This window comes from Sinorhizobium sp. P24N7 (genome assembly GCF_042436655.1).
GTDB classification, from domain to species: domain Bacteria; phylum Pseudomonadota; class Alphaproteobacteria; order Rhizobiales; family Rhizobiaceae; genus Sinorhizobium; species Sinorhizobium meliloti_A.
Genome location: NZ_JBHMIW010000005.1, coordinates 126,335 through 148,798, shown reverse-complemented (window position 1 = coordinate 148,798; position 22,464 = coordinate 126,335). Strand labels below are relative to the sequence as shown.

At 63.3% G+C, this 22,464-nt stretch carries 18 protein-coding genes; 15 read left to right on the top strand and 3 right to left on the bottom strand.

Features of this window, described 5'->3' with window-relative positions; translation table 11 throughout:
• Positions 1-97: 97 nt before the first annotated feature.
• Genes ACFHWW_RS10235 through ACFHWW_RS10220 form a run of 4 tightly spaced genes read left to right on the top strand, consistent with a single transcriptional unit; the run spans position 98 to position 5,244 of the window.
• Positions 98-1,687 (top strand): ABC transporter substrate-binding protein, encoded by a 1,590-nt coding sequence (locus tag ACFHWW_RS10235; RefSeq protein WP_018095532.1) that lies wholly within the window; start codon positions 98-100, stop codon positions 1,685-1,687.
• Positions 1,672-2,796 carry an ABC transporter permease gene (locus ACFHWW_RS10230; protein ID WP_338282489.1) on the top strand — a complete coding sequence of 375 codons (1,125 nt, stop codon included), beginning with the start codon at positions 1,672-1,674 and terminating at the stop codon, positions 2,794-2,796. The genes ACFHWW_RS10235 and ACFHWW_RS10230 overlap by 16 nt, the downstream gene beginning before the upstream one ends.
• Complete coding sequence (locus ACFHWW_RS10225) at positions 2,793-3,620, top strand: ABC transporter permease (RefSeq protein ID WP_379938129.1); 828 nt, start codon at positions 2,793-2,795, stop codon at positions 3,618-3,620. The genes ACFHWW_RS10230 and ACFHWW_RS10225 overlap by 4 nt, the downstream gene beginning before the upstream one ends.
• On the top strand, positions 3,613-5,244 hold the full coding sequence (locus tag ACFHWW_RS10220; RefSeq protein ID WP_379938128.1) for an ABC transporter ATP-binding protein: 1,632 nt from the start codon (positions 3,613-3,615) through the stop codon (positions 5,242-5,244). The genes ACFHWW_RS10225 and ACFHWW_RS10220 overlap by 8 nt, the downstream gene beginning before the upstream one ends.
• Positions 5,245-5,273: 29 nt before the next feature.
• Here ACFHWW_RS10220 and ACFHWW_RS10215 read toward each other — a convergent pair whose 3' ends face one another.
• Positions 5,274-6,068 (bottom strand): helix-turn-helix domain-containing protein, encoded by a 795-nt coding sequence (locus ACFHWW_RS10215; protein ID WP_379938127.1) that lies wholly within the window; start codon positions 6,066-6,068, stop codon positions 5,274-5,276.
• A gap of 123 nt (positions 6,069-6,191) precedes the next feature.
• Between ACFHWW_RS10215 and ACFHWW_RS10210 the strand changes: the two genes are divergently transcribed.
• Positions 6,192-7,781: an ABC transporter substrate-binding protein gene (locus ACFHWW_RS10210; protein ID WP_379938126.1), complete on the top strand. Its 1,590-nt coding sequence runs from the start codon at positions 6,192-6,194 to the stop codon at positions 7,779-7,781.
• A 79-nt stretch (positions 7,782-7,860) separates the two neighbouring features.
• Complete coding sequence (locus ACFHWW_RS10205) at positions 7,861-9,858, top strand: CocE/NonD family hydrolase (RefSeq protein WP_379938125.1); 1,998 nt, start codon at positions 7,861-7,863, stop codon at positions 9,856-9,858.
• Positions 9,859-9,920: 62 nt separating this feature from the next.
• Here ACFHWW_RS10205 and ACFHWW_RS10200 read toward each other — a convergent pair whose 3' ends face one another.
• Together ACFHWW_RS10200 and ACFHWW_RS10195 are read right to left on the bottom strand one after the other, a co-directional pair.
• On the bottom strand, positions 9,921-10,334 hold the full coding sequence (locus tag ACFHWW_RS10200) for an ACT domain-containing protein (RefSeq protein ID WP_018095539.1): 414 nt from the start codon (positions 10,332-10,334) through the stop codon (positions 9,921-9,923).
• Positions 10,335-10,341: 7 nt separating this feature from the next.
• Complete coding sequence (locus ACFHWW_RS10195; protein ID WP_379938124.1) at positions 10,342-11,265, bottom strand: alpha/beta hydrolase; 924 nt, start codon at positions 11,263-11,265, stop codon at positions 10,342-10,344.
• A gap of 120 nt (positions 11,266-11,385) precedes the next feature.
• On the opposite strand from ACFHWW_RS10195, the gene ACFHWW_RS10190 reads away from it, so the two are divergent.
• From ACFHWW_RS10190 to ACFHWW_RS10150, 9 genes are all read left to right on the top strand, one after another.
• Positions 11,386-12,294 (top strand): LysR family transcriptional regulator, encoded by a 909-nt coding sequence (locus tag ACFHWW_RS10190; protein ID WP_018095549.1) that lies wholly within the window; start codon positions 11,386-11,388, stop codon positions 12,292-12,294.
• A gap of 123 nt (positions 12,295-12,417) precedes the next feature.
• Positions 12,418-13,578, top strand: coding sequence for an ABC transporter substrate-binding protein (locus ACFHWW_RS10185; RefSeq protein ID WP_100671764.1), 1,161 nt, complete (start codon positions 12,418-12,420; stop codon positions 13,576-13,578).
• A 191-nt stretch (positions 13,579-13,769) separates the two neighbouring features.
• Positions 13,770-14,765, top strand: coding sequence for an ABC transporter ATP-binding protein (locus tag ACFHWW_RS10180; RefSeq protein ID WP_275597603.1), 996 nt, complete (start codon positions 13,770-13,772; stop codon positions 14,763-14,765).
• Positions 14,762-15,712: an ABC transporter permease gene (locus ACFHWW_RS10175; RefSeq protein WP_018095552.1), complete on the top strand. Its 951-nt coding sequence runs from the start codon at positions 14,762-14,764 to the stop codon at positions 15,710-15,712. Before ACFHWW_RS10180 ends, ACFHWW_RS10175 begins: the two co-directional genes overlap by 4 nt.
• Positions 15,702-16,517, top strand: coding sequence for an ABC transporter permease (locus tag ACFHWW_RS10170; RefSeq protein ID WP_018095553.1), 816 nt, complete (start codon positions 15,702-15,704; stop codon positions 16,515-16,517). Before ACFHWW_RS10175 ends, ACFHWW_RS10170 begins: the two co-directional genes overlap by 11 nt.
• Before the next feature lie 27 nt (positions 16,518-16,544).
• On the top strand, positions 16,545-17,972 hold the full coding sequence (locus ACFHWW_RS10165; protein ID WP_127711318.1) for a gamma-aminobutyraldehyde dehydrogenase: 1,428 nt from the start codon (positions 16,545-16,547) through the stop codon (positions 17,970-17,972).
• Between the two features lie 415 nt (positions 17,973-18,387).
• Positions 18,388-20,562, top strand: a complete 2,175-nt coding sequence (locus tag ACFHWW_RS10160) for a TonB-dependent siderophore receptor (protein ID WP_379938122.1) — start codon at positions 18,388-18,390, stop codon at positions 20,560-20,562.
• Between the two features lie 28 nt (positions 20,563-20,590).
• Complete coding sequence (fhuF, locus tag ACFHWW_RS10155) at positions 20,591-21,322, top strand: siderophore-iron reductase FhuF (RefSeq protein WP_324763464.1); 732 nt, start codon at positions 20,591-20,593, stop codon at positions 21,320-21,322.
• Between the two features lies 1 nt (position 21,323).
• Positions 21,324-22,460, top strand: coding sequence for an ABC transporter substrate-binding protein (locus ACFHWW_RS10150; protein ID WP_324762078.1), 1,137 nt, complete (start codon positions 21,324-21,326; stop codon positions 22,458-22,460).
• Positions 22,461-22,464 lie beyond the last annotated feature (4 nt).

Below are 22,464 nucleotides of genomic sequence, written 5' to 3'. Positions count from 1 at the left end.
GCAAACCACCTCCGGCCATCTCGACCGATGGCAAATACGCGAACACTCTACCAATCACAACGAACGGCGAATGCCGGCTGAAGAAGGGAACAGGGGAATGAGCGATTACAAAGACTATTTGGCACGTCAGGTCATGCTCGGCAAAATGAACCGGCGTGAATTTCTCGGACGCGCCGCCGCCCTCGGCATTGCTGTGTCTACGGCGAATACGCTCTTCGCGTCCAGCGCCGCGGCGCAGGAGCCGAAGCGCGGCGGTCACCTGAAGCTCGGCCTCGAAGGGGCAGCCGCCACCGATTCGCGGGATCCCGCAAAGGCGCTGTCGCAATTCATGTTCGTGGTCGGCCGGAACTGGGGCGACATGCTCGTCGAGAGCCACCCGACGACCGGCGAACCGGTGCCGGCGCTTGCAGAATCCTGGGAGCCCTCCGCCGACGCCGCCACCTGGACCTTCACCATCCGCAAAGGCGTCAAATTCCACGACGGCAAGGAACTGACGATCGACGACGTCATCAAGACCCTGCAGCGACACACGGACGAAAAGTCCGAGTCCGGCGCGCTCGGCGTGATGAAATCCATCAAGGAAATCAAGGCCGACGGCGACAAGCTCGTCTTGACGCTGACGGAGGGCAATGCGGACCTGCCGCTGCTGCTGACCGATTATCACCTCATCATCCAGCCGAACGGCGGCACGGACAATCCCGACGCGATGATCGGGACCGGCCCCTATAAGGTCGCAAGCTTCGAGCCGGGCGTGCGGGCCACATTCGAAAGAAATGCCGACGACTGGCGCACCGACCGCGGCTACGTCGATTCCGTCGAACTGATCGCGATGAACGACGCGACGGCGCGCATCGCGGCGCTGTCCTCGGGCCAGGTCCACTTCATCAACCGCGTCGACCCGAAGACGGTCAACCTGTTGAAGAAGGCGCCGACCGTCGAAATCCTCAACACGTCGGGCCGAGGACATTACGTCTTCATCATGCATTGCAACACGGCGCCGTTCGACAACAACGACCTGCGCATGGCGCTGAAATACGCGATGGATCGCGAGACGCTGGTACAGCGCATTCTTGGCGGCTACGGCAAGGTCGGCAACGACTTCCCGATCAACGACACCTATGCGCTCTTCCCCGAAGGTATCGAGCAACGCGCCTACGATCCGGACAAGGCGGCATTCCACTACAAGAAGTCCGGCCATAGCGGCCCGGTGCTGCTGCGCACCTCGGACGTCGCTTTCCCGGGCGCGGTCGATGCCGCCGTCCTCTACCAGGCGAGCGCCAAGAAGGCGGGCATCGAGATCGAGGTCAAGCGCGAGCCGGGCGACGGCTATTGGTCCAACGTCTGGAACGTCCAACCCTTCTCGACATCCTATTGGGGCGGGCGTCCGACCCAGGATCAGATGTACTCCACCGCCTATCTCTCGACAGCCGACTGGAACGATACCCGCTTCAAGCGTCCGGATTTCGACAAGATCCTGCTCGAAGCACGTTCCGAGCTGGACGAAGCGAAGCGCAAGGACATGTACCGCACCATGGCGATGATGGTGCGCGACGAAGGCGGCCTGATCCTGCCGATGTTCAACGACTTCGTGAACGCGGCCGGTAAAACGGTGAAGGGCTACGTCCACGACATCGGCAACGACATGTCGAACGGCTATGTCGCGACCAGGGTATGGCTGGACGCCTGATGATGGAAAGCGGACCGATCACGGGTCCGGTCGTGACGGATGCGACCGCAGGCGAGACAGCCCTGCGGTCCCCCGATCTTTCCGGTGTCCCAGCCAAATCCGACCCGGCCGCCGACGAGCTCGGCGGCACGTTCTGGCGGCGCTTCGCCTTTCGCCGTCCTCTCGCGGCGCTGATCCTTCAGCGCCTGGGACTGAGCGTCGGCCTGCTCTTCGCCGTGTCGCTGATGATCTTCGGCGGCATCGAGGCGTTGCCCGGCGATTTCGCCACCACCTATCTCGGCCAGTCGGCGACGCCGCAGGCTGTCGAGAACATCCGCAAGGATCTCGGGCTCGACCGCCCCTGGAGCGAGCGCTATCTCAGCTGGCTCGGCGGCGCCGTGCAGGGTGATTTCGGCACGTCCTGGGCGAGCAGGAATTCCGTCAGCGAGCAGATCGGCAACCGCCTCGGCAACTCGCTCTTCCTCGCTTTCTTCGCGGCGCTCGTCTCCGTACCGCTGGCCGTGGGGCTAGGGATGCTCGCGGTGCAATTCCGCAACCGCCTGCCTGACAAGATCATCAACGTGATATCGCTTGCGGCGATCTCTCTGCCGGAGTTCTTCATCGGCTATCTGCTGATCATGTTCTTCGCCGTAAAATGGGGGGTCGCCACCTTCCCGGCCACCGTCTACGCCAGCATGGGCTTCATGGACCGCCTTTCGGCGATCGCACTTCCGGTTGCGACCCTCGTGCTCGTGGTCCTCGCCCATATGATGCGCATGACGCGCGCGGCCATCCTCAACGTCATGTCGTCGGCCTACGTGGAAACCGCCGAACTCAAGGGGCTCGGCACGTTCCGCATCATCGCACGGCACGCCGCCCCCAATGCCGTGGCCCCGGTGATCAACGTCATCGCGCTGAACCTTGCCTATCTGGTCGTCGGCGTCGTCGTGGTCGAGGTCGTCTTCGTTTATCCCGGCATGGGGCAATACATGGTGGATGCCGTGACGGTGCGCGACATGCCCGTCGTGCAGGCGTGCGGGCTGATCTTTGCGGCCTTCTACATCTTCCTCAACATGGCGGCCGACATTCTCGCCATTCTCGCCAATCCGAGACTGAGGCACCCGCGATGAACCTGAAATCCATTCCCTTCAGTGCCTGGGTAGGCATCATCGGCATCGCGATCGCGCTTCTGTGCGCTCTCTTCGCGCCCGTCCTGGCGCCCTTCGGCGAGCGTGAGGTGGTCGGCGAGATCTGGCTCCCGGCCGGCGGCGATTTCCTGCTCGGCACGGACAATCTCGGCCGCGACCTGCTCTCGCGCCTGATCTACGGTGCCCGCACGACCATCTTCGTGGCGTTGGCTGCAACCGTGCTCTCCTTCGCTCTCGGCATGATCCTGAGCTTCACCGCAGCCGTCACGGGCGGCTTCGTCGATCAGTTCTTCTCCCGCTTCAACGATCTGATGATGGCGGTGCCGACGCTGATCTTCGCACTCGTCGTTCTCGCGGTGCTGCCGCAGCATCTGTGGATCCTGGTCCTCGTCATGGCCGTGCTCGACTCGACGCGCGTCTTCCGCATCGGCCGGGCCGTCGCCCTCGATGTCGCGGTGATGGAATTCGTCGAGGCTGCGCGGTTACGCGGCGAAGGCAATGTCTGGATCATCTTCCGGGAAATCCTGCCGAACACGCTGTCGCCGCTGCTCGCCGAGTTCGGTCTGCGCTTCGCCTTCTCGATCCTGTTCCTCTCCACCCTCTCCTTCCTCGGCCTTGGCATCCAGCCGCCGGCCGCCGACTGGGGCGGCATGGTCAAGGACAACAAGGATGGCATCATCTTCGGCATATCGGCCGCGCTCATCCCGGGCGGAGCGATCGCCGCCCTCGCCATCTGCGTCAATCTCGTCGTCGACTGGCTGATGAAGCGCACCTCGAGCCTGAAAGGAGGCCGCGGCGATGCCTGAGCTGCTTTCCGTCAAGAACCTGAAGATCGAAGCGACGAGCTATCCGCCGGGCGAACCGCCGAAGGTGGTGACGTTGGTCGAGGGTGTTTCCTTCGATCTCGAAAAAGGCAAGGTGCTCGGTCTCATCGGCGAGTCCGGTGCCGGCAAGTCGACCATCGGCCTTTCGGCGCTCGCCTATGGCCGCGGCGGCGTGAGGATCACCGGCGGTGAGGTGCTGCTCAACGGCCGCGACATCCTGAAGCTCGGCCGCAGCGGCATCAACGCGGTTCGCGGGCGCAATGTCTGCTACGTCGCGCAGTCCGCCGCAGCCGCCTTCAACCCGGCGCACAAGCTCGGCGATCAGGTGATCGAGGCGTCGGTCCGTCACGGCGTCATGAGCCGTGAAGAGGCGAACAGGCGCGCGCTCTATCTTTTCGAGGTCCTCGGCCTTCCCAATCCGGAGACCTTCGGCGACCGCTATCCCCACCAGGTGTCGGGCGGGCAGTTGCAACGCGCCATGACCGCCATGGCACTCTGCCCCAATCCGGAACTGATCGTCTTCGACGAGCCAACCACCGCGCTCGACGTGACGACCCAGATCGACGTGCTCGCGGCCATCAAGCACGCGATCGAAGAGACCGACACGGCGGCGCTCTACATTACCCACGATCTTGCGGTCGTCGCCCAGATCTCCGACGACATCATGGTGCTGCGTCACGGCAAGACCGTGGAATACGGCACCACGAAGCAGGTGATCGAGGCCCCGAGGGAAGAATACACCCGCGCCCTCGTCAGCGTCCGTCAGGAAAAACGCGTCGAGGCCCCGGACCAGACCGGCACGCTTCTCAAGATCGAACATGTGCATGCCGGCTACGCCAACGGCTTCAAGGTGCTGCACGACGTTTCGATGCATCTGCCTAAGGGGCAGACGCTTGCAGTCGTCGGGGAGTCCGGATCGGGCAAGTCGACGCTCGCACGCGTCATCACCGGCCTGCTGCCGCCGAGCGAAGGGCGCATCACCTTCGAAGGAAAGGAACTGCCGAAAGCCTTGAAGGGGCGAACCAACGACGAGCTTCGGCGGATCCAAATGATCTATCAGATGGCCGATACGGCGATGAACCCGCGCCAGACGGTGCGCGATATCGTCGGCCGGCCGCTCTCCTTCTACTTCGGAATGCATGGCGCCAAGAAGACCGAGCGGGTGAAGGAATTGCTCGACCAGATCGAAATGGGCACCCGCTTCCTCGATCGTTATCCGGCCGAGCTTTCCGGCGGACAGAAGCAGCGCGTCGCGATCGCCCGGGCGCTTGCCGCCCAACCGGAACTCATCCTTTGCGACGAGCCGACCTCGGCGCTCGATCCGCTGGTGGCGGAGGGCATTCTGAACCTGCTTCTGAAGCTGCAGGAGGAAACCGCCGTCTCCTACGTCTTCATCACCCATGACATCGCGATCGTCCGGGCAATCGCCGACAGCGTCGCCGTAATGCATCGCGGCCGGCTGGTGCGCTTCGGTCCGAAGTCTAAGGTCCTTTCGCCGCCCTTCGACGACTATACCGATCTGCTTTTGAAGTCGGTTCCCGAAATGGAAATCGGCTGGCTGGAAAAGGTCCTGCAGACGCGACGGATGGAGAGCGCCGGCAATTGAATGCGCGTGGCGGCCGCCACGCGCACTCGTCAGTATTCTGCGGGAATGGTCAGCACTTCGGCCTCCGGCGTCTCCAGGAAGCGCCGGACCGCAGAAGGCAGATGCCGCGACCCGAAAGGAAGCAGCCCGCAGCGCGAAAGCATCTGGCGTTTGTCCGGATCCAGCCCTATATGCCGCCAGATCATCCGCGAGGCGTAGGGCAGGTTCTCCTTGCGCCACGAGACCCCCATCGTGGTGCCGCGCAGATAGACTCGCTGGTGCACCTCGAAGGGCATCAGGATCGTCTGCGCCAGCATCGACGCCTGCCCCACGGTGCGCTCGGCTATGAAGATGCGGTTTCGCCAGAAGGTGACAAGGCCGACATATTTCGAGAACTGTTCGATTTCGTTCGCCTTATCGCGAATGCGCTCGATCGATTTCACCCGGATCGAGCCGCCTTCCTCATAGATATGCGCGCAGGAACAGACCACGAAGCCGGGCCAGGAGAGCGAAAGGTGATAGGTCTGGTAGTAGCCGAAATGGTGGCGAAGGGCTGCGGCATCGCCCGGGAACCCTTCAAGGAGCTGACCCGCTTCCAGCCGGTGTCGCTCGGGGCGGATCATGCGCGCCTCGAACAGCTTGGGTGAGAGCGAAAAATCCTCCGCCGCAAGTCCGAAGAACGCGGCAATCCGTTGCACGTTGTGCGCCGAAGGCCGCGCCTCGCCGTTGATGTAGCGGTTGAACTGTTGCCGGTTGATGCCGATCTCGCGGCAGATCTGGGAGATCGAGCGCCGCGTCGCACAGGCAAAACGCAGATTTGTTACGAATGTGTCGTCCTGCTGCAAGTGCTCCACCCCTCGAATTGCAGCCAGCGTAAACTAGCGTAAAATCGCGTCAAGTCGCGAAATTGTCTGGGGCCCGGCAGGCGTTAGGTTTCTCTCGAACAAGACACACAAGGGGAACTGGAAATGACCGAATTCAAGAAGCGTCCCGACGGCCTCATCGTACCCGCCGGCATCAACCGGCGCGGCTTCCTCGCAGGCACGGCAGCGCTCGGCCTCGCCGCCGGCATCGGGAGCTCCATCGGCTTGGGCGAGGCACGGGCGCAGGAGCCCAAACGCGGCGGCCACCTGAAGCTCGGCCTCGACGGCGGAGCGACGACCGATTCGCTCGATCCGGCAACCTATAGCGGTTCGGTATCTTTCGTGATCGGCCATCTCTGGGGCGACACGCTGGTCGAGTCCCATCCCGAGACCGGCGCTCCGCTGCCCGCGATCGCCTCCTCCTGGGAGTCGTCGGCGGATGCTTCGGTCTGGACGTTCAAGATCCGGTACGACATCGCTTTCCACGACGGCAAGAAACTCACCGTCGCAGACGTGATCGCAACGTTGAAGCGGCATTCCGACGAAGGCTCCAAGTCGGGAGCGCTCGGGCTGATGCGGTCCGTCAAGACGATCGAAGAAAAAGCCGGCGACCTCGTCCTGACGCTGATGGAAGGCAATGCGGACCTGCCCCTCCTGTTGACCGACTATCATCTCATCATCCAGCCCGGCGGCGGCGTCGACAACCCCGCCTCGCCGATCGGCACCGGCCCCTACAAGCTGGCAAGCTACGAGGCCGGCATTCGGGCAACCTTCGAGAAGAACACCGCCGACTGGCGTTCGGACCGCGGCTATGTCGACAGCGTCGAGATCATAGTCATGAACGACAACACGGCCCGCATTGCGGCACTTTCCTCCGGGCAGGTGCATTTCATCAACGGCGTCGATCCGAAGACCGTGCCGCTGCTGAAGCGTGCGCCCCGCGTCGAGATCCTGCAGACCTCGGGCAAGGGCTTCTACAGCTTCCTCATGCATTGCGACACGGCCCCCTTCGACAACAACGACCTGAGGCTCGCGCTGAAATATGCCATAGATCGGCAGGCTATTCTCGACCGTGTGCTCGGCGGCTACGGCACGCTCGGCAACGATTATCCGGTCAACGAAAACTACGCGCTGGCACCTGAAGGCATCGAGCAGCGCGCCTACGACCCCGACAAGGCCGCCTTCCATTACAAGAAGTCCGGCCACGACCGGCCGATCCTGCTGCGCACCTCCGATGCCGCCTTCCCGGGTGCGGTCGATGCTTCCGTCCTCTTCCAGGAAAGCGCCCGCAAGGCCGGGATCGAAATCGAAGTACGCCGGGAGCCGGAAGACGGCTACTGGACCAATGTCTGGAACGTCCAGCCCTTCTGCGCTTCCTACTGGGGCGGCCGCCCGACGCAGGATTCCCGCTATTCCACGTCCTATCTGTCGAGTGCGGAATGGAACGATACGCGGTTCAAGCGGGAGGACTTCGACAAGCTGCTCCTGCAGGCGCGCTCCGAACTTGACGAAGCCAAGCGCAAGGAGCTCTACCACACCATGGCACTCATGGTGCGGGACGAAGGCGGTCTCATCCTGCCCGTCTTCAACGATTATGTGAACGCCGCCTCCGCTTCGCTGAAAGGCTTCGTGCACGACATCGGCAACGACCTTTCCAACGGCTACGTCGGAAGCCGCGTCTGGTTCGACAGCTAAAGTGCAATGAGCAGGCGCAGGTGGTTTTCCGCCTGCGCCTCGCGTCTCAACAGTCACGCACCGATCGGAGGCAGCCAACATGGTCGAGCGCAATTTCACCGTGATCGAAAACGAATGGATAACCCTCAAGGACGGGACCCGGCTCGCCGCGCGCATCTGGATGCCCGAGGGCACCGAGCAGAAGCCGGTGCCGGCCGTCCTGGAATACCTGCCCTACCGCAAGCGCGACGGAACCTGTGCACGCGACGAATCCACCTACCCTGCCTTCGCTGCCGCCGGGATTGCCGGCGTTCGCGTCGACATCCGCGGCTCGGGCGAGTCCGAGGGCGTGATCGACGGCGAATATACGCCGCGTGAACTCTCCGACGGCTGCGAGATCATCGAATGGATTGCGGCACAGCCCTGGTCGAACGGCAAGGTCGGGATGATGGGCATCTCCTGGGGCGGCTTCAACTGTCTGCAGGTGGCGGCACTCAAGCCCCCGGCTCTCAAGGCGGTGATCTCGATCGCCTCGACCGTCGACCGCTACAATGACGACATCCACTACAAGAACGGCTGCCATCTCTCGGCTCAACTCTCCTGGGCGGCAACCATGCTCGCCTATCAGTCTCGATCGCCCGATCCGGAACTCGTCGGCGAGCGCTGGCGGGAGATGTGGCTGGAGCGCCTCGAGAACGAGCCCCTCTTCCTGGAGGAATGGCTGGAGCACCAGCGCCGCGACGATTTCTGGCGGCATGGCTCGATCTCGGAGGATTTCGACGGCTTTCCGATCCCGGCGCTGGTGATCGCCGGATGGGCGGACGGCTACCGCAACACGCCGATCAAGGCGGTCGAGGGGCTCGGCGGCAAGGCCAAGGCGCTCATCGGTCCCTGGGTCCACAAATATCCGCATTTCGCCTGGCCGAAGCCGCGGGCAGACTTTCTCGGAGAGGCGATCCGCTGGTGGAACCGCTGGCTTCGCGACGAAAAGAACGATGCCGAGCAATTGCCGCAGATGCGCGCCTATATCCTCGACGGCCCGAGGCCCGCGGTCAGGCGCAATGAAGACCCGGGCCGCTGGATCGCCAAGGACGTCTGGAGCACGCCGGAAATGCGGACCTTCGCGGTTTCGAGCGAGGGAGGCCTGGCGGCCGGTTCCCCGTCCAGGCGCGGGATCGGCGATGTTTACCTGCGTTCGCCGCTCGATACCGGCACCGCTGCCGGTGAGTATTTCACGCTGAAGCCCGACGCCGAGATGCCCGGCGACCAGCGCATCGACGATGCGGGCTCGCTCACTTTCGACACGCGCCCGCTGCTCGAGGCGGAGGACTATCTCGGCCAGCCGGTGCTCGACCTCGAGCTTTCCTGCAGTGCCGAAACCGCCAATCTCGTCGCGCGTGTCGTCGATGTCCATCCGGACGGAACGGCAACCCGCGTCGCCTTCGGCGTCCTCAACCTGGCGCACCGCAACGGCAATGCGCAGCCGGTGCCAATGGAGAAGAACCGCAAGACGCGCGTCACGCTGGTGCTCGATGCCTGCGGCTATCGCTTCCGCGCCGGTCACCGCATACGCCTGTCGCTGTCGACCTCCTATTGGCCGATCATCCTGCCGTCGCCGACCGATCCGGGCGTCACGATCGATACGGCCAGCGTCTCGCTTTCCCTGCCGCTTCTCGGCAACCACCGCGAGATCGTCGTGCCGCAGCCGGCCAATCCCGACCCGTTGCCGCACTATATTGAGCATTCGCCGTCCGAAACGCGCCGCACCGTCGAACGCGACATGACCAAGGGCCTGACGCATTATCGGATCTACGAGAATACCGGCCTCGTCGAGCATCCCGGCACGGGCAATGCGACGCAGGACATCCGCGAAGAAACCTGGACGATCGCGCCGGACGATCCACACTCGATGACGGGCGCTTCGACCTGGACCTGTATTGCGCGGCGTGGGCAGCAATCGCTGAAGACCGTCTCGACCTCCCGCCTCGGCTGTACGGAAAGCGAGTGGATCACCTCCGCCAGGGTCGAGGCTTTCGAGGGAGAGACGAAGATCTTCGAGAAGAGCTTCGAGAAGCGGATCCGGCGGGATTTCATGTGAGGCTCGGCGCGACTGCCCCTGGTCCCGCTACCCGCGACGTGTCGGGCGGGGCCGGGGCAATTTCATCGGGCGCTCGCGTTTCCGTGGCTGAGCGCCCGCAACACTTGGACGGCTCTTTCTGCATCTGCCGCGGGCACGAAAATGTGGTCGTGGTAATAGGCCGCTACCACATTGGCGCTGATGCCCGCCTGCGTCAGTGCCCCGGAAACCGCCGCCGTCAGCCCCACGGCTTCGAGTGCGGAATGGACGCCCAGCGTAATCAGCCGCAGCACCGGTCCATAGGAAAGTCCCGCCGCCTCGGCACGGGTCTGCTCGAGGATGAGCGTAATCCCCTCATTTTCGCGAAAGGTTCCGATCGGCTCAAGCGCAAACCAGGCCGCAGCACGACTTTCAACCGTGCAATAGACATATTCGCCGTCATGTAGCACCGGCTCCAATTCTGCAAGCAGCCGCTGGAGATCGGTCTCGCCGCTCATCGCCGACTCAAGCCGTGCCGGTCAATCGTGCCACAGCTTGCACGAGACGCACGAAGCCGTCCCGCGCACCGGGGCTCATGTGGCGCGCTCGAAGCCAGGAATGCACCATCTGCGGCTCTTCCTGGTAGGTGACGTCCACGCCGGCCTGGGCGAGCCGGGCTGCATAGGCGCGCGCATCATCCCGCAGCGGATCGAAATGGGCTCCAGTGATATAGGCCGGGGGAAGCCCGGACAGGTCCGCGGCCTTCAGCGGGTGCGCAAACGGCTCATCCGCCGGCGCTTTCAGCACCTCGCGGTAATAGTCGACGTCGGCGGTGGAAAGCAGCGGCGCCTCTGCCATCTCGATATAGGAGCCGCGCGTCAGATCGCCGCCGAGGCCGGGATAGATCAGAACCTGGCCGACGATGCCGGCGAGCCCCTCATCCTTCGCTTTCAGTACGATTCCGGCTGACAGGTTGCCGCCGGCGCTGTCGCCGGCGACGACGAGCGGACGCCCATCGGCAAGAAGCGCTTCGAGCACGTCATAGCAGTCTTCGAAGGCTGCGGGCCATAGATGTTCGGGGGCAAGGCGATAGTCTACCGACACCAGCTCGACCCGTGCACCATGGGCAAGCTCGGCGCAGATCGCATCATGGCTCTCAAGCGAGCCGACGACGAAGCCGCCGCCATGGATATAGAGAACGCGCGTCTCGCTCGCGACCTCCGCCGGACGGTAGTACCGCACCGGAATTCGTCCCTCCAGCCGCCCGTCCCGCCGGGTCAGTCCTTCGGGAGACGGCGCGTCGAATTCGGCGCAGAGTGCATCGTACCATTGCCGTTGCTGCTCGACGGAGGCATTGACCGCATCGGCGGGATAGAACGCCTCGCAACGTTGGTGAAAGGCGCGAATCCCCGCTTCTGTCGGCATCGGCTTTGTTGTTTTCGAATCCATCCCATTCCCCCCTCACCGCACCTTAACAGCGTCGCTCCGGCGTGCACGACGAAATGCGTCACCCCTGCCGCAGTTCACGCCGTGCTTGCGTTCCCTGCGGCGCACGGTGTTAATTCGCACATGGCATTCACACTCCGGCAGTTGCAATATTTCGTCGCCGTCGCCGAGCAGGGCTCGGTCACCCGCGCGGCGCAGAACCTCTCCATCTCTCAATCATCGATCACCGAGGCAATCAAGGAGCTCGAAACCGATCTCGGGGTCGAGCTCTTCGACCGGCACCCCCGCGGCCTTGCGATCACCCATAACGGGCATCAGTTTCTGCGCCATGCGACCAAGATCCTCGCCGATGTCTCCGATGCGCGGCGCAGCTTCTCCGACAGCCGCGAGGAACGCGGCGGCAAGCTCAATCTCGGGGTCACGTCCCTCGTCGCCGGCTACGTGCTCTCCGACCTGCTTGCCCGCTACCGCCGCGCCTGCCCCGGCATCGAGGTGAGCGCCATCGAGGACAACGGCTCCTATCTCGAGCACCTCTTGATCGGCGGCGAGCTAGACGTCGCCGTGATGGTCATTTCGAACCTGCGCGACCGCATGGCGCTGCAGGCGGAAATCCTGGAAACCTCCCCTTACCGACTGTGGCTGCCGATCGGCCACCCGCTCGTCAGCGCCGACATCATCTCGGTCGAGGATATCGCACGAGAGCCGCTGATCATGTTGACGGTGGACGAGATCGAGGAGAATACCGGCAAACTCCTGACGGCGCTCGGCGCGCGTCCGCATGTCGCCTTCCGCACCCGCTCCGTGGAGGCGGTCAGAAGCCTGGTCGCGACCGGTGCCGGCATCGCGCTTTTGCCTGATCTCGTCTACCGACCGTGGTCGCTCGAAGGCGACCGGATCGAAAGCCGCGACGTTTCCGGGGCGCTGCCGGTCGTGCAGGTCGGCATGGTCTGGCGCAAGGGTTCGAGCCTGCCCCAGTCCGCGCGCGATTTCGTCGGCGTCGCCGAAGCGCTGCGCAGCGCCCGCCCGCGATGAACCGCGATATCGGAAATTCCGATATCGGCATTCTGATTAATGAATTTGCGAATACGGAGAAACCAAGGCACGCTTCGATCCGGGAACAAAGCCGCTAACGGCATGAAACTGGGGAGACTTCCGATGAAGCAGATCCTGAAATCCTGCACGGCACTTACCCTGTCGCTGGGCCTCGCCGCCCCCGCGCTGGCGCAGGAGCCGCTGAAAGAGCTCGGTCAGGGCGAAGGTGCGCTCTCGATCGTCGCCTGGGCGGGCTATATCGAGCGCGGCGAGACCGACAAGAACTACGACTGGGTCACCGATTTCGAGAAGAAGACGGGTTGCAAGGTCAGCGTCAAGACGGCGGCGACCTCCGACGAAATGGTCGCGCTGATGAACGAAGGCGGTTTCGACCTGGTGACGGCCTCCGGAGACGCATCGCTGCGCCTCGTGGCTGGAAAGCGCGTCCAGCCGATCAATACAGATCTCATCCCCAGCTGGAAAACGATCGACGAACGCATGCAGAACGCCCCGTGGCACACCGCCAACGGCGTCCATTACGGCACCCCCTATGTCTGGGGCCCGAACGTGCTGATGTACAACACCGAAGCTTTCAAGGATCAGCCGCCGAAGAGCTGGAAGGTCGTCTTCGAGGAGATGACGCTGCCCGACGGCAAGTCCAACAAGGGCCGCGTCCAGGCCTATGACGGCCCGATCCATGTCGCGGACGCCGCCAACTACCTGATGGCGCACAAGCCCGATCTCGGCATCAAGGATCCTTACGAGCTCAACGAAGATCAGTACAAGGCCGCACTCGATCTGTTGCGTACCCAGCGCACCCTCGTCGGCCGCTACTGGCACGATGCGATGATCCAGATCGACGACTTCAAGAACGAGGGCGTCGTCGCCTCCGGCTCCTGGCCCTTCCAGGTCAACCTGATGCAAGCGGAGAAGCAGCCGATCGCTTCCGTCATCCCGGAAGAAGGCGTGACGGGCTGGGCCGATACGACCATGCTCCATGCCGACAGCGAGCATCCGAACTGTGCCTATATGTGGATGGAGCATTCGCTCTCGCCGAAGGTCCAGGGCGATGTATCCGCCTGGTTCGGCGCCAATCCCTCGGTCGGTGCCGCCTGCAAAGGCAACGATCTTCTGACCGACGAGGGTTGCAAGACCAACGGCTATGACGACTTCGAGAAGGTCAAGTTCTGGAAGACGCCCGTGACGAAATGCGAAAGCCAGGGCGAATGCGTGCCCTATCATCGCTGGGTCTCCGACTATATCGGCGTCATCGGCGGGCGGTAAGCCGGTCTCAACCGCGTCGCAAGCATCGCCCCTCATCCTGGCCGTCTTCCGCTCGCGGGGACAGGGAACGCTTCCGCAAAGGCCTCGCCCCGGAATACAGGCGAGGCACCGACCGCGAGTCCCTTCTCCCCGCAAGCGGGGAGAAGGTGCCAGCAGGCGGATGAGCGGCAATAATTACCTGGAGCATTCCTATGACCGCCGTCCTCTTCGACAATGTTTCCCGCTATTTCGGCGCCGTCCGTGCCGTCGATCGCGTGAACCTTGCGATCGCCGAGGGCGAGTTCTTCGCGATGCTCGGTCCGTCGGGCTCGGGCAAGACCACCTGCCTGAGGCTGATGGCAGGCTTCGAGCAGCCGACCGGAGGCCATATCGAGATCTTCGGCGAGACTGCCGAAGGCGTGCCGCCGTACCGGCGCAGCGTCAATACTGTCTTCCAGGACTACGCCCTCTTCCCGCATCTCTCCATTCTCGACAACGTCGCCTATGGCCTGATGGTCAAGGGCGTCGGACGCGAGGAGCGCCGCAGGGCGGCCGAGGATGCGCTCGCCATGGTGAAGCTTCCGGGCTACGGCACGCGCCGGCCCGGACAGCTTTCCGGCGGCCAGCGCCAGCGCGTGGCGCTCGCCCGCGCGCTCGTCAACAAGCCCAAGGTTCTGCTTCTCGACGAGCCGTTGGGCGCGCTCGATCTGAAGCTTCGCGAACAGATGCAGGAGGAATTGAAGACGCTGCAGAAGTCCCTCGGCATCACCTTCGTCTTCGTCACCCATGATCAGGGCGAAGCCCTGTCGATGGCCGACCGGATCGCCGTCTTCAACGAGGGGCGTATTCAGCAGCTCGGAAGCCCGGAAGAAGTCTACAACCGCCCGCAGACCCGTTTCGTGGCCGATTTCGTCGGCTCCTCCAACGTGCTTTCGGAGGACCTCTGCCGCAGATTGGGACTGAAGGCTTCCTTCGCGAGCCTCCGCCCGGAGGCCGTTGCCATCGCGCCGCCGAGCGACGGAGCGCTGAGCCTTTCCGGCACCGTCGCTTCGCAGAGCTTCCTCGGCGCCACCAACCGCATCGTGATCGACGTCGAAGGTGCCCGCATCGCCGTGGCGAGCCCGGCGGCGCGTCGCGTTCCCGCGGTCGGCAGTCCGGTCACGATCAGCTTCGCCGCGCACGACCTCCACCCGATGGAGGACGCATGACGATCGTCGCCGAAAGCATCGTTCTTCCGCAGCGCCGCAGCCCGGCCGGCCGCCTTTCGGATTTTTTCTGGCGGCACCCGCATGTGCTGCTGGCGATCTTTCTCGCACCGCCGCTTCTCTGGCTCGGGATCGTCTATCTCGGTTCGCTCTTCGCGCTGCTGCTGCAGAGCTTCTTCTCTATCGACGACTTCTCCGGGCTCATAAATTACGAGTTCACGCTTGCGACCTATCGGCAGCTCTTGAGCGAAGCCAATCTGGACATCATCATCCGCACCGTCTCGATGGCCGCTCTGGTGACGCTCGTCTCGGCGCTCATTGCCTTTCCGATCGCCTATTACGCCGCCCGCTACGCGCGCGGGAAATGGAAGGCGCTCTTCTATCTCGCCGTCATGCTGCCGCTCTGGTCGAGCTATCTCGTCAAGATCTATGCCTGGAAGCTGATCCTGGCCAAGGAAGGCATCCTGACCTGGTTCTTCGCAAAGCTGAACCTTCTCTGGCTGATCGATGCCTGGTTATCTCTTCCGGTCGTCGGCGGCAACTCGCTGTCGGTCAGCTATACGGGCACCTTCATCGTCTTCGTCTATGTCTGGATGCCGTTCATGATCCTGCCTATCCAGGCGGCGCTCGAGCGCGTGCCGGCCAATCTGGTCGAAGCCTCGTCGGACCTCGGCGGAACGCCCGCCCAGACCTTCCGCCATGTGCTCTTTCCGCTGGCGCTGCCGGGCATCGTCGCCGGATCGATCTTCACCTTCTCGCTCACGCTCGGCGACTACATCATTCCGCAGATCGTCGGCTCGTCGCGGCTCTTCATCGGTCAGGCCGTCTACGCGCAGCAGGGCACCGCCGGAAACATCCCGCTCGCGGCCGCCTTCACGGTCGTGCCGATCGTCATCATGGGCGCCTATCTCTGGATGGCCAAACGCATGGGGGCCTTCGATGCGCTCTGAGAAGGCGAATTCCGCTCCATTGGGTCTGAAGATCGCGGCCGCCGCCGGCCTCGCCTTCCTGCATCTGCCGATCCTGCTGATTTTTCTCTACGCTTTCACTACCGAGGAAAAGAGCTACCAGTTTCCGCCGCCGGGGCTTACCACGCAATGGTTCGCCGTCGCCTGGAACCGGCCGGACGTCTGGGCGGCGCTGACGCTCTCCGTCAAGGTCGCCTCGATCGCGACTGCGGTCGCCCTCGTCCTCGGCACCCTGTGCGCCGCTGCCGTCAGCCAGACCCGCTTCTTCGGCCGCGAGACGATCTCGCTCCTCGTTATCCTGCCGATCGCGCTTCCCGGCATCATCACCGGCATTGCGCTGCGTTCGGCCTTCTCCATGGCCGACATTCCCTTCTCCTTCTGGACCATCGTGCTCGGCCACGCGACCTTCTGCATCGTCGTCGTCTACAACAATGCGGTCGCCCGTTTCCGCCGGATTTCCGGCTCGCTGATCGAGGCTTCCATGGATCTCGGCGCCGACGGTTTCCAGACCTTCCGCTACGTGATCCTGCCGAACATCGGCACGGCCCTGCTCGCCGGCGGCATGCTCGCCTTCGCGCTTTCCTTTGACGAGGTGATCGTGACGACCTTCACGGCCGGGCAGCAATCGACCCTGCCTATCTGGATGCTCGAAGAGCTGATCCGCCCGCGTCAGCGCCCGGTGACCAACGTCGTCGCCATGGTCGTCGTGATGGCCACCTTCCTGCCGATCCTCGGCGCGTATTACCTGACCCGCGACGGCGACCAGATCGCCGGCGCCGGCAAATGACATTTCGCACTTGAAGGGAGAACAGACATGGACACCCAGCTCTTGATCGGATCGCGCTTCGAAGCCGGAACCGAGGCCGAGGAACACATTCTCAATCCGAGGACGGGCGCCGGGATCATCGACCTCGCCGAGGCCTCCCACGCGCAGATCGATGCCGCCGTCGACGCTGCCGAGCGCGCCTTCGTCGGCTGGTCGCAGACGACGCCGGCCGAACGCTCCAACGCCCTCTTGAAGGTCGCCGATGCCATCGAGAAAGAAGCCGACGAATTCGCCGCGCTGGAGGCGCTGAACTGCGGCAAGCCGATCAATGCGGTGAAGAACGACGAGTTGCCCGCGATCATCGACTGCTGGCGCTTCTTCGCCGGCGCGGTGCGCAATCTGCATGCGCCGACGGCGGGCGAGTATCTGCCGGGCCATACGTCGATGATCCGCCGCGACCCGATCGGGGTCGTCGGCTCGATCGCGCCGTGGAACTATCCCCTGATGATGATGGCCTGGAAGCTGGCGCCGGCAATCGGCGGCGGCAACACCGTCGTCTTCAAGCCATCCGAGCAGACGCCGCTGACGGCGCTGAAGCTCGCGCGGCTCCTCGCCGACATTCTCCCCGAAGGCGTCGTCAACGTCATCACCGGCCGCGGCGAAACCGTCGGCAACGCGCTGATCAACCATCCGAAGGTCGGTATGGTATCGATCACCGGCGACATCGCCACCGGCAAGAAGGTGCTCGCGGCCGCCGCCAAGACGGTGAAGCGCACCCATCTCGAGCTCGGCGGCAAGGCGCCGGTCATCGTCTATGACGACGCCGACCTCGAGGCGGTGGTCAACGGAATCCGCACCTTCGGCTACTACAATGCCGGACAGGACTGCACCGCCGCCTGCCGCATCTATGCCGAAGCCGGAATCTACGAGAAACTCGTCGCCGACCTCACATCGGCCGTCTCGACCATCCGCTACAATCTCGACGACGACACGGAAAACGAGATCGGTCCGCTGATCTCCAGGCGCCAGCGCGACCGCGTGGCAAGCTTCGTCGAAAGGGCCGCCGATCAGAAGCACATCGAGATCACCACCGGCGGCGGCACGGGCAGCGAGCAAGGCTTCTTCTTCCAACCGACGGTCGTCGCGGGCGCCACTCAGGAGGACGAGATCGTCCGCCGCGAAGTCTTCGGCCCGGTCGTCTCCGTCACGCGCTTCACCGGAAAGGACGATGCCGTGGCCTGGGCGAACGACAGCGATTATGGCCTCGCCTCCTCGGTCTGGACGAAGGACATCAGCAAGGCGATGCGAGCGGCATCCCGCCTGCAATATGGCTGCACCTGGATCAACACCCATTTCATGCTGACCAACGAAATGCCGCATGGCGGCATCAAGCAGTCGGGCTATGGCAAGGACATGTCGGTCTATGCGCTGGAGGACTACACCGCCGTCCGTCACATCATGATCAATCACGGCTGAATTTTCCGCGCCCCTCATCCGCCTGCCGGCGACCTTCTGCCGCCGGTCCGGCGAGGCGGCCCGCGGCAGCCTCGCCCCGGTCCCTCGCTTCCTCGAGAGAGGTAAGAGCACTTCCAGGAAAAGGGTGTAACGGTTTCCGTCCGGAAGTGCGTTGGATCAATCGGTTAGAGCATTTCAATGTTTCCATGAAACATTGAAATGCTCTGGGGGGCATGCCGCGTCGCACTCCACTTGCCCATCCAAACCCTCACGGGCCGGCTGCTCCCCTGCCCGCGCATTCGCCGATGTTGCACTTTTCACACATACTTCCGGAACATGACTGAAAAAGTCATGAAAAGAGCTTGCGCCCGCAACAATCATGAGTGAATAGCTCACCTTATAGAACATAACTTATATCTCTATAAGGTTGCGTTGCATGCCCTCGAAATCCGCCTTCCTCCTGCCCCTCATTCGCGCTGCCCTCGCCGGAACGTCCGCCCTCGCCCTTGTCGCCACGGCCCAGGCGCAGCAAGCAGAACAGGAAGCCGCTTCCGGCGGCAATTCGACCGAGCTCGAAACGCTGGTGGTCAACGGCAGTGGCGGCGTGATCACGGCCGAAGGCTATGTCGGCATCAGCAGCGCCACGGGCGCCAAAGTCGACACGCCGTTCCTCGAGACTCCACAATCGATTTCCACGGTGACCGAACAGCAATTGAAGGATCGCAACCCGCAGACGCTGCTGGAGACGCTCGCCTATACGCCGGGCACGCGCGTCGGCGCCTATGGTTTCGATCCTCGCTTCGACGCATTCTTCGTCCGCGGTTTCGACGTAACCTTTACCGGCATCTTCCGCGACAATCTCCGCCAGCCGGCGGCTGTCGACTCGGTCTTCAAGAACGAACCCTACGGGCTCGAAGGCGTTTCGATCCTGCGCGGACCCTCCTCGGCCCTCTACGGCGCAACAGGCGCCGGCGGTCTTTACAACCTCATCACCAAGCGGCCGACGGAAGATGCGCTGAGAGAGGTGCAGGTCCAATACGGCAGTCACGACCGCTATCAGGGCCAGTTCGACTTCTCGGGCCCGGTGAACGAGACCGACCCGGTCTATTATCGCCTGACCGGCCTGCTGCGCGATGCCGACACCGAGCAGGTCGGCCTTGCGGACGACCGCGCCTATATCGCACCGGCATTCACCTGGAAGCCGGACGAAGACACGAAGCTGACGGTTCTCGGCGAGTATTCGCGCACCAAGACCGGAGGCACCGCGACCTATTACAACGACCCGCTGACCGGCGAAGTGACCGACATATTTGCCGGCAACCCTGACTTCAACGATTCGATACAGAAGCAGGGACGCATCGGCTACGAATTCGAGCACCGGCTCAACGACACCTTCGTCTTCCGCCAGAATGCGCGTGTATCCACGCTGAACATCGACGCCGACTGGGACTTCGCCTACGCCCCGAACGCTGACGACCCGACTTTGCTCGACAGCGCCGCCGGCACCTATGACGAGCGGCTGACCGCGTTCGTCATCGACAACCAGCTCGAAGCAAAATTCGACACCGGCGCTCTGGAGCATACGCTGCTTGCGGGGATCGACTATACGAAACTGCGTTTCCGTGCGCTCGACGGACGCGGCGTGTCGCCGCCGCTCGATACCGACAATCCGACGCAGGGGCGTCCGGTCGACCCGATAGACTTCAACACCCGTACGGTCCAGGACCAGTGGCAGCTCGGCACATATCTGCAAGACCAGATCCGCTACGACGCCTGGACGTTGACGGTGGGCGGACGCTACGACTGGGTATCGACCGATACGGACACCACCGACCTTGCCAGCGATTCGCTGACGTCGGTTTCGCAGAAGGACAAGGAGTTCTCCGGCCGCATAGGGCTCACCTACCAGACCGACTTCGGACTGGCGCCCTATATAAGCTACTCGACGGCCTTCACACCCAATGCCGGCACCAACCAGGAAACGCACCAGCCGTTCAAACCGACCGAGAGCGAACAACAGGAGGTCGGCGTCAAGTACCTCCTGCCGAACAGCAATACGCTGATCACCGCCGCTCTCTTCAACATCGATCAGAAGAATGGCCTTTATTTCGAGGCCGACGGCGTCACCAACATACAGGTCCAGCGCGGCAAACTGCGTTCGCGCGGTTTCGAAATCGAAGCGAACACCAGCCTTGACAACGGCCTTTCGCTTATCGCTTCTTACGCCTATACCGACGTCAAGATCATTCAAGGCCCCGAAGGCACGATCGGCAACTATGTATCTTCCGCACCACAGCATATGGCGTCGATCTGGGCCCATTATACATTGCCGGAAGATAGCCCGTTTTACGGGTTCAGCCTGGGTGGAGGCGCGCGTTTCGTGGGATCGAGTTACGGTAATGACGAAAACACCTTCAAGAATAGTTCGCGCGTTCTCTTCGATGCTTCTGTCGGCTACGATTTCGCAGCGATCGACCCGAAATACGAGGGTCTGCATCTGCAGGTGAATGCCACCAATCTCTTCGACCGCCGCGAGGCCGTGTGCACTGCCGGCTACTGCCATCGCGATCAGGGCCGCATGGTCATCGGCTCGCTGCGTTACAACTGGTGAGCTCATGACAACAGCCGGGCATGGAAGCGTGGCGGTAATCGACGAGCCGAAAGGTCTGTCGGCGGCCTTTGCCGGCCCGCATGCCTGGTGCAACGAGAAGATGATGCTGTCGGCTAATCTTTCCGACGGCATTTCGCTGCCGGAATTTTTCGCTTCCGGCGCCTTCGACCGGACGCTCTCGCACTATGCCGAGGCCTCCGGCGGCACCGACCGCCGCGCCGTCGCCTCCATGTGGTCGCTCTACTATTTCTCGGCCCTGACCATCCCCTATGTCGTCGCCCGGGTGCTGGACCACCAGGCGCTGCCGGCGGATTTCGACCAAATGACGGTGGCGCTCTCGGACGACGGGCTGCCCCGCGCCTTCGGGGTCGCGACGGCAGGTCAGTGGCGCGACGATGACGGGCGTGACATCTTCGCCCTGATCGGCTCGCTCATGGACGAGCATCTTGCCAAGGTGGTCCCGCATCTCAAGGCAGCCGGCGGCATATCGCCGAGGCTCGCCTGGAACAATGCCGCCGTTTACATCGATTATGCGCTTCGAACCGCGGGGACCGACCCCATGAGCGACCAGGCCGATGCCATGGTCGGCTGCCGTCTGATGCCCAACGGCGCTCCCAATCCTTTCTTCGACTGTCTGCGTCAGGAGGAAGAGGACGGGACGCGCGTCTGTCGGCGCAAGATCTGCTGTCTGAGATATCTCCTCCCCGGCATTCCGAGCTGCGGCAGCCTCTGCGCCCTTCCAAGCCAAAGGAAACAATAGCTTGTCTCGTCCATTCCCACGCCGCCGCGGCCTCTTCCTTCAGGCCATTGCCCTCCTGTCGATCCTCTTCTTCCCGTTCGCCGCGCTGGCGCAGGCACAATGGCCGATCACGGTCACGGACGCAGTCGGAAGACAGGTAACGATCCCCGCGCCCCCCAAGGCGGTGCTTCTCGGCAGCGGCTTCAATCTCGTCGCCCTCTCGCTCATCCATCCGGACCCGGTAAGTCTGCTCGCCGGCTGGTCCGGCGACATGAAAGGCGACAATCCGGAAATCTATGAGAGCTTCGTTCGCAAGTTTCCGAAGCTCGCAGACGTGCCGCTGATCGATGACGGCAGCGGACCGGGCCTTTCCTTCGAAACGATCCTGACGCTGAAGGCCGATCTTGCGGTTCTCGCCAACTGGCAGGCGGATACGGAAGCGGGCCAGCGTGCGATGGAATACCTCGAGAGCACCGGCGTGCCCGTCATCGTCGTGGACTTCAACAACGAAGCTCTCAAAAACACGCCTGCCAACATACGTCTCCTCGGCAGGGTCTTCGAGAGAGAAGAACAGGCGGAGGAGTTCGCCCGCTTCTATGAGGAACGTCTTGCCCGCATCCGCGATCGCGTCGCCAAGAGTTCCGAGGCCGGCCCTAAAGTCCTCATGGAAGCGTTTCCCGCGCCAGACCGTTGCTGCTGGGCCTACGGCGTCGGCGGATTGGGCGAATTCATCGCCGTCACCGGCAGCCGCAACATCGCCGAGGGCGCGCTGCCGCGCCCGGGCGGCATGATGAACGCGGAAGCCGTCATGGCCGAAAACCCGGACGTCTATATCGCCACCTCGTCGCCGGGCGGGAAATATAGCGGCTTTTCGATCGGGCCCGGCGTCAAGGCCGAAGAGGCGGAGCGGACCCTGGCGCAGGCCGTGGACAAGCCGGTGATGGAGAGCATCGCGGCCGTCCGCAACGGGCGTGTGCACGGCCTCTGGAATTTCTTCAACGCGGTTCCGCTGAACATCGTCGCAGCGGAAGCCTTTGCCTCCTGGCTTCGCCCCGACCTCTTCCCCGACGTCGATCCCGCGGCGACGCTTGCCGAAATCGACCGGCGCTTCGCTGCAGTTCCCTTCGAGGGCACCTACTGGATCAGTTTGAAGAAATGACCGC